This window comes from Glaciimonas sp. GNP009 (assembly GCF_054343755.1).
Genome location: NZ_JBTGUV010000004.1, coordinates 2,526,589 through 2,542,915 on the forward strand (window position 1 = coordinate 2,526,589; position 16,327 = coordinate 2,542,915).

The 16,327-nt window shown below is 49.3% G+C and carries 14 protein-coding genes; 10 read left to right on the plus strand and 4 right to left on the minus strand.

Annotated features, from left to right (window positions below; translation table 11 throughout):
* Positions 1-305 precede the first annotated feature (305 nt).
* Together pyrE and ACXX82_RS12000 are read left to right on the plus strand one after the other, a co-directional pair.
* Positions 306-971 carry an orotate phosphoribosyltransferase gene (pyrE, locus tag ACXX82_RS11995; RefSeq protein WP_322234940.1) on the plus strand — a complete coding sequence of 222 codons (666 nt, stop codon included), beginning with the start codon at positions 306-308 and terminating at the stop codon, positions 969-971.
* Between the two features lie 196 nt (positions 972-1,167).
* The gene (locus tag ACXX82_RS12000) at positions 1,168-1,878 is read left to right on the plus strand and encodes a hypothetical protein (protein WP_322234942.1); all 711 of its coding nucleotides are present in this window, start codon (positions 1,168-1,170) and stop codon (positions 1,876-1,878) included.
* Positions 1,879-2,003: 125 nt separating this feature from the next.
* Here the strand turns inward: ACXX82_RS12000 and gatB are convergent, their stop codons facing one another.
* From gatB to gatC, 4 genes are all read right to left on the minus strand, one after another.
* Positions 2,004-3,464 (minus strand): Asp-tRNA(Asn)/Glu-tRNA(Gln) amidotransferase subunit GatB, encoded by a 1,461-nt coding sequence (gene gatB / locus ACXX82_RS12005; protein WP_322234944.1) that lies wholly within the window; start codon positions 3,462-3,464, stop codon positions 2,004-2,006.
* 93 nt (positions 3,465-3,557) lie between these two features.
* Positions 3,558-4,076 carry a hypothetical protein gene (locus tag ACXX82_RS12010; RefSeq protein ID WP_458562991.1) on the minus strand — a complete coding sequence of 173 codons (519 nt, stop codon included), beginning with the start codon at positions 4,074-4,076 and terminating at the stop codon, positions 3,558-3,560.
* Between the two features lie 19 nt (positions 4,077-4,095).
* Positions 4,096-5,562 (minus strand): Asp-tRNA(Asn)/Glu-tRNA(Gln) amidotransferase subunit GatA, encoded by a 1,467-nt coding sequence (gene gatA, locus ACXX82_RS12015; protein ID WP_458562992.1) that lies wholly within the window; start codon positions 5,560-5,562, stop codon positions 4,096-4,098.
* Between the two features lie 324 nt (positions 5,563-5,886).
* Entirely contained in the window at positions 5,887-6,189 is a 303-nt protein-coding gene (gene gatC, locus ACXX82_RS12020; protein ID WP_322240352.1) for an Asp-tRNA(Asn)/Glu-tRNA(Gln) amidotransferase subunit GatC, read from the minus strand.
* A 371-nt stretch (positions 6,190-6,560) separates the two neighbouring features.
* Between gatC and ACXX82_RS12025 the strand changes: the two genes are divergently transcribed.
* From ACXX82_RS12025 to phnD, 8 genes are all read left to right on the plus strand, one after another.
* Positions 6,561-7,604 carry a rod shape-determining protein gene (locus tag ACXX82_RS12025; protein ID WP_322234952.1) on the plus strand — a complete coding sequence of 348 codons (1,044 nt, stop codon included), beginning with the start codon at positions 6,561-6,563 and terminating at the stop codon, positions 7,602-7,604.
* Between the two features lie 263 nt (positions 7,605-7,867).
* Positions 7,868-8,920, plus strand: a complete 1,053-nt coding sequence (mreC, locus tag ACXX82_RS12030; protein ID WP_322234954.1) for a rod shape-determining protein MreC — start codon at positions 7,868-7,870, stop codon at positions 8,918-8,920.
* Complete coding sequence (gene mreD, locus ACXX82_RS12035) at positions 8,917-9,429, plus strand: rod shape-determining protein MreD (RefSeq protein WP_322234957.1); 513 nt, start codon at positions 8,917-8,919, stop codon at positions 9,427-9,429. Before mreC ends, mreD begins: the two co-directional genes overlap by 4 nt.
* Positions 9,430-9,497: 68 nt before the next feature.
* Positions 9,498-11,480 carry a penicillin-binding protein 2 gene (gene mrdA / locus ACXX82_RS12040; protein ID WP_323506487.1) on the plus strand — a complete coding sequence of 661 codons (1,983 nt, stop codon included), beginning with the start codon at positions 9,498-9,500 and terminating at the stop codon, positions 11,478-11,480.
* Between the two features lie 105 nt (positions 11,481-11,585).
* Positions 11,586-12,698, plus strand: coding sequence for a rod shape-determining protein RodA (gene rodA / locus ACXX82_RS12045; protein ID WP_322234961.1), 1,113 nt, complete (start codon positions 11,586-11,588; stop codon positions 12,696-12,698).
* Positions 12,699-12,948: 250 nt separating this feature from the next.
* Complete coding sequence (locus ACXX82_RS12050) at positions 12,949-14,049, plus strand: septal ring lytic transglycosylase RlpA family protein (RefSeq protein ID WP_458562993.1); 1,101 nt, start codon at positions 12,949-12,951, stop codon at positions 14,047-14,049.
* Between the two features lie 240 nt (positions 14,050-14,289).
* On the plus strand, positions 14,290-15,180 hold the full coding sequence (phnC, locus tag ACXX82_RS12055; RefSeq protein ID WP_323518740.1) for a phosphonate ABC transporter ATP-binding protein: 891 nt from the start codon (positions 14,290-14,292) through the stop codon (positions 15,178-15,180).
* Positions 15,181-15,347: 167 nt separating this feature from the next.
* Positions 15,348-16,325, plus strand: a complete 978-nt coding sequence (gene phnD, locus ACXX82_RS12060; protein WP_323506490.1) for a phosphonate ABC transporter substrate-binding protein — start codon at positions 15,348-15,350, stop codon at positions 16,323-16,325.
* Positions 16,326-16,327: the final 2 nt, after the last annotated feature.

Genomic DNA, 16,327 nt, shown 5'->3' on the forward strand with positions numbered 1-16,327 from the left:
AATTGTCGTTTTGTTTACACTTGAAAACGACGCTTTATATTTTTGCGAACCTGGATCAACTGTCTGGTAGAAGAGTTGGATAATGAATAACGTTAAAGTGCCTAAGTTGCGTTAGTCTGAATTTGGCGTTTTTACGCAGAGTTGCTCGAGCGCAAATCTACGTGGGCACGTTGTTTGCAATTGATTACCCGTTGGCGTGAACACCATTTAAAATGATGCGATGTGTCGGATTTCTGTATGAAAGCGACAAAATTTGTCACCGAATTGGTTATTTTAATCTGCATGCTTACCGTCTGGAAACTATCTTGAATAATTTACGTCAGCAGTTTATTGCGTTTTCTGTCGCCTCGGGCGTTCTGCGGTTTGGTGATTTTGTGACCAAAGCGGGGCGCACTTCGCCTTATTTCTTTAACGCCGGATTATTTAACGAAGGCGCAACGCTGGCGCAGTTATCGCAGTTTTACGCCCGCACTTTGCTGGACTCCGGGGTTGAGTTCGACATGCTGTTCGGTCCCGCTTATAAAGGCATTACGCTGGCGTCGGCAACGGCAGTCGCAATGGCTGCCGAAGGCCGCAATGTAGCATTTTCGTATAACCGCAAGGAAGCCAAGGATCATGGCGAAGGCGGCACTATCGTTGGGGCCAAGTTGGAAGGGCGCGTAGTCATTATCGATGACGTCATTTCGGCCGGTACTTCGGTACGTGAATCAGTAGCGATGATCCGCGCTGCCGGTGCAACCCCATGTGCGGTCCTGATCGCACTGGACCGGATGGAGCGCTCAGGTAAGGACGATGCGCTTTCCGAGAAGTCAGCAGTGGAAGAAGTGGGTCGAGAATTTGGATTGCCAGTGATTTCAATAGGCAATTTAAACGATTTGCTGACGTATATTTCGGCTGCCGGTGCGGACCCGCAGTTGGCGCAATATAAAGACGCAGTGGCTTCTTATCGTACGCGTTATGGCGTGAACTGATTATAAAAAATGTTGACTCCATCATGCGCCACAGTTGGCGTATATGTTCGTTCTTTGCTATCTGTTCGAGGCAAACCTTGGTTGCCAGGATAGTACCCAAATGGATTGGTTGGCGGGATGAATGTTAGCTAGCGCTAGGCGATGTAATGCAAAATGGGCTCACACTGACTGGCGGCGTTAATTTGCGGATAAGCGCATGAATTCAAGCGTAAAGATTCAACTAAAAACGCGACTAATGGCACAACGAATGCACAGCTTCACAAGTGCATTGAGTTTGCCTTGTCTGACTGTTTTTACGATGATTTTTATAGGTGTTATTTGTGCGTTGCCGTTGCCAGTGCGCAGCCAGATTTTTACTTGCAAGGACTCCGCAGGACGGACGATGACTTCTGATCATCCTATGCCAGAATGTGCTGATCGGGCGATGCGTGAACTCAGTAATACCGGTTTGCTACGGCGCGAAATCCCCGCGCCACTCAATGCTGAACAAAAACGGCAACAGCAACTGCTGGAAGATAAGCGTCGCTTAGCGGTTGCAGTGGTGGAAGAGCAGCGCCAGCAAGATAGAGCATTGATGGCGCGCTATCGTAGCGAGGGTGATATCGCAGCGTCGCGGCGTTATTACCTTGGTCTGTCGCAAGATATGATTAAACGCGATCAAGCGTTTATATTGGATGCAGAAAATCAATTGAAGCAGGCGCAGGCAGATACAGAATTCTATAAAAATAGAAAGCTTCCCGGCAACGTCCAATGGCGTATCGACGATGCGCAGCATGCTTTAGAGAGCGGTAAAACCAGCTTGAATGCGCATCAAAAAGAAGCCGCCGGAATCAATGTTAAATTTGATGAAACGTTAGCGCGTTACCGGGCGCTAACCGTTAGCCAGTCAACCGCCTCGAATCGCTGATGACGCGTTTTGTATGGGTAGCAGAGCCATGTGCGAGTGCGGCAAGTTTGATTGAGCCTAATCAGGTCGGGGCGGTATACCTTTTGACCTGATTGCGTGATTAGCCCCGACCTTTTTTTCAGCGTCTACGATGCCAGTTTTTGTTTCAATAATTCTGTCAACTGGGTAGGATTGGCTTTGCCCTTACTGGCTTTCATCGCCTGTCCGATGAGCGCATTAAATGCTTTTTCCTTGCCGGACCGGAACTCTTCAACCGATTTGGTATTGGCGGCCAATACATCATCGATGATCTTTTCTAACGCGCCGCTATCCGAAATCTGCTTCAGACCTTTGCTATCGATGATCTCATCAGCCAACGTATCCTGAGAAGCTTTTGCGTCCCACATTGCGGCAAACACTTCTTTGGCTATTTTGTTGGAAATAGTGCCGTCAGCGATACGTTGCAGCAGCAACGCAAATTGGCTCGCGCTGACCGGTGCGACGCTGATATCAACGTCTTCGCGGTGAAGTGTCGATGAGATATCGCCCATCAGCCAGTTAGCAGCCGGTTTGGCCTGGTCTTTGCCCGCTATGGTTACCACCGCTTCAAAATACGCGGCCATTGCCTTCGATTGGGTCAAGACGATTGCATCGTAGTCCGACAGACCATATTCGCGCATAAAACGCTCACGCATCGCTCCCGGCAATTCCGGCATGGTCGCCCGTACGCGTTCGACCCATTCCCGGGAAATGACCAGCGGTGGCAAATCAGGGTCCGGGAAGTAGCGATAATCCTGCGAATCTTCCTTGCTGCGCATTGAGCGTGTTTCTTTTTTATCAGGGTCGTAGAGGCGTGTTTCCTGGCGAATCGTGCCACCGTCTTCAATGGTTTCGATTTGGTTCTGAACTTCGTAATTGATCGCCTCTTCAAGGAAGCGGAACGAGTTCAGATTTTTGATTTCACGCCGCGTACCGTATTCCTTTTGTCCGACCGGGCGTACCGACACATTGGCATCGCAGCGGAAAGAGCCTTCCTGCATGTTGCCGTCAGAAATACCCAGCCACATGACTAATGCATGTAATGATTTGGCGTAAGCAACCGCTTCTGTTGCGCTGCGCATATCTGGTTCGGTGACGATTTCCAGCAATGGTGTGCCGGCACGATTTAAGTCAATACCGGTCATGCCTTGATAGTCTTCGTGGAGCGATTTTCCTGCATCTTCTTCCAGATGCGCGCGCGTCAGCTGAACCGAGCGAATTTCGCTCTTTCCGTCTTTTTCCATCACGAACGACACCTTGCCACCTTGTACAACCGGAATCTCAAACTGACTGATTTGGTAGCCTTTAGGCAAATCCGGATAAAAATAGTTTTTGCGTGCAAAAACGGATTGTGGCGCAATGACCGCATCGACCGCCAGACCAAACTGGATAGCGCGCTCAACGGCGCCACGATTAAGAACCGGCAATACACCGGGTAATGCCAGATCGACCGGACTGGCCTGGGTATTGGGTTCAGCGCCGAATTGCGTAGAGGAGCCACTGAAAATTTTTGATTTGGTCGAAAGCTGTGCATGCGTTTCAAGACCGATTACGACTTCCCATTGCATAATTTTCTCGTTTCTTTTCTGTACGTGCGCGATGGGCCTTATTGACCATATTGAAAGTGTCGCCAACTCAGGCAATCGCGCACAATGCTGTGTTTATTCTTCGTGACGGCACGTGCCGGTTTTTAAATTTACCGACAATTCCGTAAAATTTACTCTTGAGCCGCACAACGCCGGACAGCTCGGTTTAATGCTTAACGTGTCGCCATCGCGTTGCAAACGGATACTGCAGTTTTTGCCATGATTATAAAAATCAAAACCGCGTCGATCTCTTGCCGCCACTGGATCTTTTAGGGTGACACGCCAGCCCGGTTTATCACCACTCTGCGTGACTTCAGCGACCGGTTCGTCGCTTTCATCCACGCTGCAATCGAAGCCGTGCATCGTCCGATACTGATCCGATTCCCAACGGAAAGTTTTTATCTTGGTGCCATCCAAATGTATTTCGCCTTCATCGGCCAAAATAACTTTTTCACCACCTTCAGTATGGGTCGTATTACAGCCGAATTTGGTCTGCAATTCTTGCGCATACACGGATGTCGACAGTAGTGTTATGCCCAGTAATATCAGTAGCGTAACAAAATAGCGGTGCAAACAGGTGTGGATGACGCGCATGGCGAATTTCTCGTTTCGGTTAGTTGGGCGACCGCAAATGCCAGTCGGTTACGCGCTGATATTGGTGTGCAACGTTGAGCAGCTTAGCTTCATCAAAATAGCTTCCGATAATCTGCAATCCAACCGGACGCTGCGCATTTTTTTCGCCCTGCCCAAAACCGCATGGAATCGACATGCCTGGCAAGCCAGCCAGACTACTCGATAAGGTATAAATGTCGGCTAGATAATTCGCCACGGGATCATTCGCTTTCGCGCCTAAATCCCACGCCACGGTAGGAGATACAGGGCCCATGATGACCTCGCATAAACGGTTAGGGCCAGTCAGTGCTTTTTGAAAATCTTCTGCGATCAGGCGACGGATTTTTTGCGCTTGCAAATAATAGGCATCGTAATATCCGTGCGACAACACGTAGGCACCTACCAGAATACGACGTTTTACTTCTTCGCCAAATCCCTCAGCACGCGATTTTTGATACATATCGGCCAGATCTTTGTAATCGGCTGCGCGATGTCCGTAGCGGACGCCGTCGAAGCGACTCAGATTGGACGATGCTTCGGCTGGCGCAATCACGTAATACACGGGTATCGACAGTTCGGTTTTCGGGAGCGAAATGTCGACCAGAACGGCGCCCAATTTTTCGTACTCGCTCAAGGCTGCGCGCACCGCTTGTTCAACGTCGGGTGCGAGACCGCTGCTAAAATATTCTTTTGGGATGCCGATTCGCAAACCTTTGATATCGTTGTTCAGGTCACGGGTAAAATCTTCTTTTGGGCGCTCCAGACTGGTGGAGTCGCGCGGATCAAATCCAACCATCGCATTGAGCAACAAAGCGCAATCTTCTGCAGTTTGAGCGATGGGCCCGGCCTGATCGAGTGACGAAGCAAAGGCGATCATTCCGAACCGCGAGACGCTACCGTAGGTCGGTTTGATGCCCGTAACGCCGCATAGCGACGCGGGTTGACGGATTGATCCGCCCGTGTCGGTGGCGGTGGCCGCTGGCGTTAATCTCGCGGCCACAGCCGCTGCCGAACCGCCTGATGAGCCGCCCGGAATCGCGGTTTTATCCCACGGGTTTTTAACGGCGCCGAAATGGGAGTTTTCGTTCGATGAACCCATCGCAAATTCATCGCAGTTCAGCTTGCCCAGGTGCACCATGCCGGCATCTTTAAAATGCGACACGACGGTTGCATCGAAAGGGCTGACGTAATTTTCCAACATTTTGGAGCCGGCAGTGGAACGCCAGTCACGCGTGACAAAAATATCTTTGTGCGCGATCGGTAGGCCGGTCAAGGGTGTGGCGTTATTTTGAGCCAGTCGTTGGTCGGCGTTGCGCGCTTGTTGCAAGGTCAACTCGGGGTCTACGTGCAGAAAAGCATTGAGATCACTTTGCTGAATACGTGCCAAAAATTGTGTAGTCAGTTCCACAGAAGAAATTTTCTTATCGTGAAGCAGTATCGACAGTTGTTTAAGAGTTTTTGTATGCATGTGATGGAAACTTGCCGGGTAAATAAGGAATGATTCATTCGCTGCACATCGTCCGAATTAATTGCATTAATCGTAAGATACGGACAAAAGATGTGTTTTCAGCAATTCATATTTCCTAGGGTTTTCTGCCGGTGAGTGTTGCGCAATTGGCACCGGTTTGCCGTTTTATTATATTTTCGATGCACGGATGGTCGCTCCATGATGCGTCGAAAATAGCGCGCCTGACGTTAGTGAATAGTGGTTATTGGGTTATTGCAGATAAATAATTAAATGAATTAATTAATTTATTTATCACTCGAGTGCGTTATATTTCTTTAAAGAAAATTATTCGATGACTTTTGGAACGAGATAGAGGCCGTCCTCGGTTGCGGGTGCAGTGCGTTGGTAATCCTCGCGGCGGTTGGTTTCGGTAACGACGTCGTCGCGCAGGCGCAATGAAAGATCTGTCTGCAGCGCGGCAATCGGATGACTTAACGGCTCAACACCCGTGGTATCAACGGCGCTTAGCTGTTCCACCAATGAAAAAATGCCATTTAGTTTATCTAAGGTGGCCGTGGCCTGGTCTTCGGTCAGCTCAAGGCGGGCGAGATGGGCAATACGTTTAACGTCGGAAAGGGCTAGAGACATATGTTTTGGTGGCGCAAAATGCGCTGCTGAAAGTGTTGTATGAAGGTCTTTAATGTCGATAAAACTTCTTAAAGCTTTGTAAAAGGCCAGCATTTCTAGCCTTTTGTCGATCAATGTCATTCAAATTATAAGGTAGAATGTCGGGTCCATGCCGCATGTCGCAGAGGTGCTGCTTTAAAAACACTCGGAAAACAGCTTAGGCCAAGAATGTGGTTGCAAATATTGCAACTAGAATGCGTTGTTAAACGTGTCATATTTAGGGTTGGGCCGGTTAACTGATTTTTAAAGAACGCTGAAGAAGGCCATGCGCTGATAATAGATTCCCCTTATAAAACGCTTAGGCGCACCATTGTTGCGCATCAGGACAATTCATGTTTGGATTTTTACGCAGTTACTTCTCGAACGATCTGGCGATTGATCTAGGTACCGCGAATACGCTTATTTATGTACGTGACAAAGGCATCGTTCTCGACGAACCCTCTGTGGTTGCTATCCGCCAACAAGGCGGTCCCAATGGTAAAAAAACAATTCAGGCGGTAGGACGCGAAGCCAAGCAAATGCTGGGTAAGGTTCCTGGCAATATCGAGGCGATCCGGCCGATGAAAGACGGCGTTATTGCCGATTTCACTGTCACCGAACAAATGCTTAAACAGTTCATTCGCATGGTTCACGATACGAAGATGTTCAGGCCTTCGCCGCGGATTATTATCTGCGTACCTTGCGGTTCTACACAGGTTGAACGCCGTGCAATTCGCGAGTCGGCATTGGGCGCGGGCGCTTCTCAGGTATTCCTGATTGAAGAGCCAATGGCTGCAGCAATCGGTGCAGGTTTGCCGGTTTCTGACGCGACTGGTTCAATGGTGGTCGATATTGGTGGTGGCACAACCGAAGTCGGTATCATTTCATTGGGCGGCATGGTCTACAAAGGCTCAGTACGCGTTGGTGGCGACAAGTTTGATGAGGCTATTGTTAATTACATCCGTCGCAACTACGGCATGTTGATCGGTGAACAAACCGCGGAAGCAATCAAGAAAGCTATCGGTTCTGCATTCCCGGGTTCTGAAGTGAAAGAAATGGAAGTAAAAGGGCGCAACTTGTCGGAAGGTATTCCGCGTTCGTTCACTATTTCCAGCAACGAAATCCTGGAAGCGCTGACTGATCCGCTCAATAACATTGTTTCTGCAGTAAAAAATGCCCTTGAACAGACGCCTCCGGAACTGGGTGCGGATATTGCCGAAAAAGGCATGATGCTCACGGGTGGCGGCGCTTTGCTGCGTGATTTGGACCGCCTGTTAATGGAAGAGACCGGTTTGCCGGTCATCGTTGCCGAAGACCCATTGACTTGCGTGGTGCGCGGTTCTGGCATGGCGCTGGAACGGATGGACAAGCTGGGATCGATTTTCTCGTACGAGTAATTCACCTAGATAGGGTGTGCTGCCATATCTTCATGCTTCGGCTTTCGATTTAAGGCAGTGCAACGATGGCTGAGACGGTTTTTTCCGGACTCGGCCCTTCGTGTCGATGGGCGAACAGCCACGGTGCTCCGTGGTCGTCCTTGATTATTTGGGGTGATTTTCGGTGATCCGCAGTTGTTTGCGGCTCGCTTGATACTCTCGTCAGGCGATCATTTTTAGTGCATTTTTCTTCAATTTAGTCACCAATAACCTGTTTGCCATCAATGGAATACAGCCCGCCTCCCCTCTTTAAGCAAGGTGCTTCGGCACGCGGAAAGGCGATTGTTTGTACGTTGCTGGCGCTCACGCTGCTGATCGTCGACGCGCGTTTGCATGCGCTCGTCCTTCTGCGACAGGCAGTCAGTACCGTGCTTTATCCGGTCCAGGCCGTAGCGCTCATGCCGCGTGATGCTACCTATCGGATGATCGATTATTTCTCGACATTGTCGTCGGTAGAAAAAGAAAACCGAGAATTGCGTACCGTACAGGCATCGCGTGCGCAGCAATTGCAACAAGCGCAATTGCTGGCAGTAGAAAATGTTCAGTTGCGTAAGTTGTTGGGTGCGCAACAACAGCTGGCAGTGAAATCGGTAATGAGTGAAATTCTTTATGACGCGCGTGATCCCTTTACGCGCAAGGTCGTGGTTGATCGTGGCTCCCAGCAGGGCGTTCTTACCGGACAGCCGGTCATTGACGACGCGGGCATTGTTGGGCAGGTCACTCGCGTATTTCCTTTTACCTCTGAAATCACATTGTTAACTGATAAAGATCAGGCTATTCCGGTGCAGGTTTTACGGAATGGTTTGCGAAGTGTCGCGTATGGTCGCGGTCAATCCGGATTTCTCGATTTGCGTTTTATGGCGGCCAATGCGGATGTCAAAAAAGACGATGTATTGGTGACCTCGGGCATCGACGGCGTGTATCCGCCCGGCTTGACCGTCGCGAAAGTGGTTTTGGTTGAAAATAAATCTGCCGATGCATTTGCACATATCGTCTGCGCACCTGCGGCCGGGATTGACCGCCACAGACAACTACTGATTTTGCTGGTTGATCCAAAACCGGCACCGCGCCCGGATGATATTGTCAAACCGAGTAGTGGAAAAGTCGATACGCTGAGCAAGCGCCGCTTGACTGACAGCCCTAGAGAAAAAGCGCAAGAAGCAGCAAACGCGGCGAGTGAAGCCGACAAAGAAGCGAACAAAGATGCGATGAAGAATGCCGCCCGCGATGCGAAGGCCGAGCTTGCGCGAAAAAAATTGCAGGAACGTAGCCGATGAGTCGCCCACACTATATTTTATTGCCTGCTAATCCGCTTTTTATCGGGATGACGTTACTGCTGGCTTTTTTTCTGAACCTGATGCCTTGGGGCCAGTTGCCGGGTGTGCCTGATTTTGTTGCATTGGTATTGGTGTTCTGGAGCATTCATCAGCCACGCAAGATCGGCATCGTTATCGCGTTCTGCATGGGATTGCTGGTTGATGTGCATGATGCAACGCTGTTGGGGCAAAATGCATTGGCGTACACACTACTTTCGTATTTCGCAATCATGATCCATCGGCGCGTATTATGGTTTTCGCCATTGGGTCAGGCTCTCCACATATTACCGTTACTCTTGTTGACGCAAGCGGTGCAACTCGTTTTGCGTCTGATTATCAGTGGCAAATTTCCCGGCTGGTTGTTTTTTACGGAAAGCCTGGTCAGCATGCTTTTATGGCCATTGCTTAGCTGGATGTTATTGGCACCGCAACGACGTGCCATCAATCGTGATGATAATCGACCGATCTAATTATGCGACATCGCTTTGGGCGACGCCGGTCGCTCTTCTCTGCGCCAGAATCTCACGGTGCAAACCTCATGACAGAATTTAAGAATACGGAACGCGAGCTACATAACTTCCGGATGCGGATCACCGCTGCGGTGGTATTCGTGTTGTTTTGTTTTTCCCTCTTGGTGGCGCGATTTGTCTGGCTGCAAATTATTCGTCATGACGTTTACGCAGCGCAAGCCGAGGAAAATCGCATTTCGTTAGTTCCTATCGTTCCCAATCGCGGACTGATTCTGGATCGTAACGGTGTCGTGCTGGCGCGCAATTATTCTGCGTACACGCTTGAAATCACGCGCTCCAAAATCAACGGTAAACTTGAAGATGTGATTGATGATTTGTCCAAGTTAATTGACATTGAGCCGAAGGATCGGCGGCGATTCAAAAAATTGATGGATGATTCAAAAAGCTTTGCCAGCTTGCCTATTCGCACGCGATTGACTGACGAAGAAGTGGCAAAGTTTACGGTACAACGTTATCGCTTCCCCGGCGTTGATGTTCAGGCGCGCTTATTCCGTGAATATCCACTCGGCGACGTCGCCGCGCACGTGATCGGCTATATCGGACGCATCAGTCAAAATGACGCCAAAGCAATCGATGAAGGCGACGATGCGGCTAATTACAAAGGTACCGATTATATTGGCAAGGAAGGCCTTGAAAAGAGTTACGAAAGCCAGCTTCACGGCACCACCGGTTACGAAGAAATCGAGATATCAGCGAGTGGGCGTGCCGTGCGAACTTTATCGCGTACGTCGGCCATACCGGGCAAAAATCTGATTCTTTCCATTGATATTGAATTGCAAAAAATCGTGCAGAAAGCCTTTGGTGATCATCGTGGTGCGCTGGTGGCAATTAACCCTGCAACGGGCGACATTCTTGCCTATGTGTCGCAACCAAGTTACGATTTGAATCTGTTTGTCGATGGCATTGATCAGCAAAGCTGGAACGAACTACTCAATTCTCCAGACCATCCGCTCATCAACCGGCCAATGAATGGTGCGTATCCTCCGGGTTCTACCTACAAGCCATTTATGGCCTTGGCCGGGCTTGAACTAGGGAAGCGTACACCACAGCAAACAATCAGAGACATGGGATTTTTCATGCTCGGAGGTCATCGTTTCCGCGATGATAAGGTGGGTGGCCATGGCGTGGTTGATATGTATAAGGCGATTGTTGAATCCTGCGATACGTATTTTTATATGTTAGCCAACGATTTGGGTGTCGATGCGATTCACGATTTTATGAAGCCGTTTGGTTTCGGACAGATCACAGGGATCGATCTCGAACATGAGCGCAAGGGATTGCTACCATCGACCGCATGGAAACGGTCGGCCTTTAAAACTGCTGCGCGTCAGAAATGGCAAGGCGGGGATACTGTTTCTCTGGGAATTGGTCAGGGTTTCAACACCTTTACACCGCTGCAGATTGCGCATGCGACGGCTACGCTGGTGAACGATGGCATTGTCATGAAGCCGCATCTGGTAAAAATTATTGAAGATGGCGTGACGCATCAGCACACGGTGACGGTGCCAAAAGAGAGTTTTAGAATTCCGTTAAAGCAGGAAAATATCGATTTTATTAAGCGTGCGATGGTGGGTGTGACGCACGAAGGTACAGCAGCGCGGGTTTTTGCCGGTGCTGGCTATGAATCAGGTGGCAAAACCGGTACCGCGCAGGTATTTACGATCAAGCAAAACGAAAAATACAATCAGCATGCCGTCGGTGAGCGCTTCCGTGATCATGCGTTGTACACCGCTTTTGCGCCGGCAGATAAACCGACGATTGCCATCGCCGTCATTGTCGAAAACGGCGGTTTCGGTGCGGCGGCGGCGGCGCCAATCGCACGTAAGGCATTAGATTACTATTTGCTGGGAAAACGGCCTGAAGACAAAGATAAGCCGAGTGTCGTCATGCCAGGATTAGACGAATCGGCTCCGGTCACCGAAAGCAAGCCTGATGCTGGCGATGTGGATATGTATAAACCGGGCGCTGAAACGCAGGGTAATCGAGAGTAGATGTCTTTAGCTTAAATGGCGATGTGACTGAAGTTTTGCTTTGTTATGTTGATGCTTATATTTAATGTAACTATTTGATCTCAGTAGTTTAATTAGAACTGAACAATGAATTTGTCCCCAAAAAATTCCTGGTGGCGTCAGATTAGATCGCATGTTGCGATCTTTGATGGCCCGTTGTCGCTGATCATTTTTTTGATTTTGTCGGTTGGAATCGTGACGTTATATTCTGCCGGAATTGACTTTCCAGGACGCGTGGAAGATCAATTGCGAAATATTTTGGTGGCGTTCGTCGTGATGTGGATCGCGGCCAGCATACCGCCGCAAACCTTGATGCGATTTTCGGTCCCCATTTATACCGTTGGTGTTGCATTATTAATTGCGGTAGCGATGTTCGGTATGGTCAAAAAAGGCGCACGTCGTTGGATAAATTTCGGTGTCGTGATTCAACCTTCCGAGATTATGAAAATCGCCATGCCGCTGATGCTGGCGTGGTATTTTCAGAAGCGCGAAGGCATGATTTCCTGGCGCGACTATCTGGTTGCCGGACTGTTGCTGGTAGTGCCAGTCGGTTTGATCATTCGCCAACCGGATCTGGGAACGGGGACGTTGGTACTCGCCGCTGGGTTTTATGTTATCTTTTTGGCAGGCTTGAGCTGGCGTGTACTGGTCGGTTTGGTGATTGCCGTGCTGGCTAGTTTGCCGGTAGTCTGGACCGTGTTGCATGACTATCAACGCCAGCGTGTGATGATGTTGATTGATCCGACCTCTGATCCGCTCGGCAAAGGATTTCATATTATTCAGTCAACTATTGCTGTGGGTTCCGGCGGCATCTTCGGCAAAGGCTGGCTTAAAGGCACGCAGTCGCATCTCGAATTTATCCCCGAGCGGACCACCGATTTTATTTTTGCAGTGTTCTCAGAAGAGTTCGGATTAATTGGAAACGGGATTTTATTATTTCTCTATGTATTGCTGATCGCACGGGGGCTCATGATTGCAGCCAATGCGCCGACCATGTTCACGCGTTTGCTGGCGGGCTCGATCACGATGATTTTCTTTACCTATGCGTTTGTTAATATGGGGATGGTCAGTGGTATTCTTCCCGTAGTTGGCGTACCACTTCCTTTTATGAGTTACGGCGGCACGGCCTTGGTAACACTCGGACTGGGCGCCGGAATTTTGATGAGTATTCAACGGCATCGCAAATTAATTCAGACGTAACGATTGTTGATTGAAATATCTATCTTTTTGCGATGCTGCACTGCACTGCTTATCCAGTTTTACTGTTTATGAAAACATAAATCGATCCAGTAGTTTCGTTAAGTCTTACCTTTTTAGTCCTTTGTGGACTTGTCATTTAAATCATAATTTGGGTTGCCGGGCTAGTCTTTATATACGTTATCAGCCTCACGAATTGCTGCGATATTAAGTCGGGACCGATCAGATTCATCCGATTGACTAGGAAAACGTCATGATATTTCGCAACGTTATCTCCCATCACCTCAACCGCTTTATCGACTTACGCCGAATAATAAGCGCGTTAGTGCCGCTGTTGATCGTGGCGGGTTGTAGCACTGCGCCGCCAGCACCGGACGGCCGCTCGGCCCCCACGACCCAAGCCAAGTCATCCTCACGCAGTGCATCTGGTGCGCCGGTGATGCCCGCCGCTGGCTCCGGTCGCGGCGGCTACTACAAGGATGACGGTCCCGGCGATAATATCCCGGACGGTTTGCAGAACGTCGCCGATGCCGTCCCCAAGATTGAACCGTATTCTCGTACCGGAAATAAGCCTTATGTCGTATTTGGGAAAACTTATACGCCTTTAATTGATGAAAAACCGTTCACCCAGCGCGGCATTGGTAGTTGGTACGGGAAGAAATTTCACAAACAACGCACCTCTTCTGGCGAGCCGTACGATATGTACAAAATGACAGCGGCGCATCCCACGTTGCCGATTCCTTCCTACGCACGCGTGACAAACCTGAAAAACGGTAAACAAGTGGTTGTCCGCATTAATGATCGTGGACCTTTTCACTCTACCCGCATTATTGATTTGTCTTACACGGCAGCGCTGAGATTGGGTTATTTGGGCACTGGTAGCGGCGAACTTGAAGTGGATCGACTGCTGCCTGCGGACATTCTTGCGATGAATAAAACGGCAAGTACAACGGTGACGGAAGCAGTCGAAGCGCCTACAGCAATGGCGGTAACGGCCCCGACCGTGGATAGCATAGTGTTGGAATTAACGCCCCCCCAACTTACGGTACCAAGTCAAAGCATCGATAGCGTGGTTGTCAACAAATGGCCAACCGAGAGCCAAGGCGACAGCAATGCCGCCGCGCAAGGGTATTATTTGCAGCTTGGTGCGTTCTCCTGGAAACCCAATGCCGAACTGGAGCGGCAACGATTGTTGGAGAAGTTACCGGGGATCGTGAGCGCGCTGGATGATGTAGTCGTTGGCGGTATTTATCGCTTATATGCCGGACCGTACGCTAGTCGTCCGGCCGCGGAAGAAGCGGCAGCACTAGTACGGCAACGTGCTTCGGTAGTTGCGATCATCGTATTGAGGTAGTTTTCATTCGTTTCATTGTTGCTTAATTTCGAAGTCAAGTATCCCAAATTCAGTCAGGGATTGATTCGATAGTTTTTTTCCCTTCTCTCAAATTTCAGTGCTTTGCAAGCATGCATCGCACCTGCGGAAACGGCTTTCATCGCCTAAACCTGTCCCAAGTCATCAAAACGTCATGCAAATTTCATACGCATGACATATTTGTTCGCGATACTTCGTCCACTCATGCTGCGCATACTTTTGATGCTGCGTTCCCTCTTTGTACACCACAGATTGGTATTAAAAATGATGCTTGAAATTAACGGCTTATCGAAAACATTCCGCGGCGGATTTAAGGCGTTGAATCAGGTCAGCTTGTCTTTTAAGTCCGGAGAAATGGTGGCACTGATCGGTGCGTCAGGCTCAGGTAAGTCAACCTTACTGCGTCATCTGTCGGGTTTGATGGCCGCAGATGTCGACGGTGGTGAAGTCCATGTCGACGGGCAACCCGTGCAGCAGAATGGATTGATAAATCGGAACATTCGTGCGGTGCGCGCAAATATTGGATTTGTTTTTCAGCAATTTAATTTAGTCGGTCGTCTGCCAGTCCTCACTAACGTACTGACCGGCGGCTTATCACGCATGCCATTGTGGCGTAGTTGTTTCAAACTATTTACAGCAGAAGAAAAAGCGTTGGGGATGGCGGCGTTGGCACGGGTCGGTATTTCGGATCATGCGTATAAGCGGGCATCGGCCTTGTCAGGCGGTCAGCAACAACGCGCTGCAATCGCTCGCACGATCGTGCAAAAGGCGCGCATTGTGCTTGCGGACGAGCCGATCGCCTCGCTTGATCCTGAATCTGCACGTCGTGTGATGCAAACATTGGCGGACCTTAATCGTGAGGATGGGACGACCGTCATTGTGTCCCTGCACCAAGTCGATGTTGCACTACGCTTTTGTGCACGTACAGTGGCGCTAAACAAAGGTCGCGTGGTATATGACGGCCCATCCAGCGCGTTGACTGAACAAATGTTGCGCGACTTATATGGTACTGAAGCAGAAGATATTTTAGGCGGATCGAACACCTTAACGCGCCCGAGGATTGATGTCCCGACTATGTTTGATACAGCACGAGTTCGGGTCGCGGCGGCCTGAAAATTAACAATAAAATGCAATATTTTTTCAATACGCATTGGACTGGTTACTACCAAAAGTCAGCCAATGCTGACTAGCAATTAGATACTAATCAGCATGCGCTGACACCTGATCAAGCCATAAAAATTCTCCCACATTTATATTTAATTTTCCTTCAAGGTACTGACATGCTTAAGAAATTTATCTCCACTGTTGCCATGGCTGTTGCGGTATTCGCAACGGGTGTCGTACACGCTCAAGATGCAGAAAAGACGATCAATTTCGGTATTATCTCCACTGAGTCTTCGAAAAATCTTAAGCAGGATTGGCAACCCGTTTTGGATGAAATGAGTAAGAGGATTGGCATGAAAGTGAATGCCTTCTTTGCTTCTGATTACGCTGGTGTGATCGAAGGCATGCGATTTGGCAAAGTTCAATTGGCATGGTTTGGAAATAAATCAGCGATGGAAGCGGTTGATCGCGCCGGTGGTGAGGTGTTTGCGCATGTAGTCAATCCCGATGGCTCTGCAGGTTATTACAGCATGGTCGGCGTATCGAAAGATAGCCCGAATAAAAGCCTCGAAGATGTGTTGAAAAATGCAAAGACCCTCAACTTTGGTATCGGCGATCCAAACTCGACATCTGGTTTCCTGGTGCCGAGTTACTATATTTTTGCTAAAAATAATCTTGATTCGAAGACGGCATTCAAGACTATCCGTAGCGCAAATCATGAGTCCAATATTCTTGCTGTCGCCAATAAGCAAGTCGATGCTGCGGTATTTGCGTCCGACACGTTGGATCGTATTACTGCCCGTCAGCCAGAGACAGCCAGCAAAGTGCGCATCATCTGGAAATCTCCGCTGATTGCCGCTGATCCTTTGGTATGGCGCAAAGATTTGCCGACGGCAACTAAAACCAAAATCAAGGATTTCTTTCTGAACTATGGCAAGACAGGCCCGAATGCCGCGCAGGAAAAAGCGCAATTGGAAAAATTGCAGTTCAGCGGCTTCAACGATTCCAGTGATGCACAGTTGAATCCGGTACGGCAGCTTGAGTTGTTTAAAGATAAAAATAAAATTGAAGCAGATACGAGTTTGAACGTTGATGAAAAGAAAGCCAAGCTGGACGATATCAACCGCAAATTGACCGAATTGGCAAAAGCGTAAAA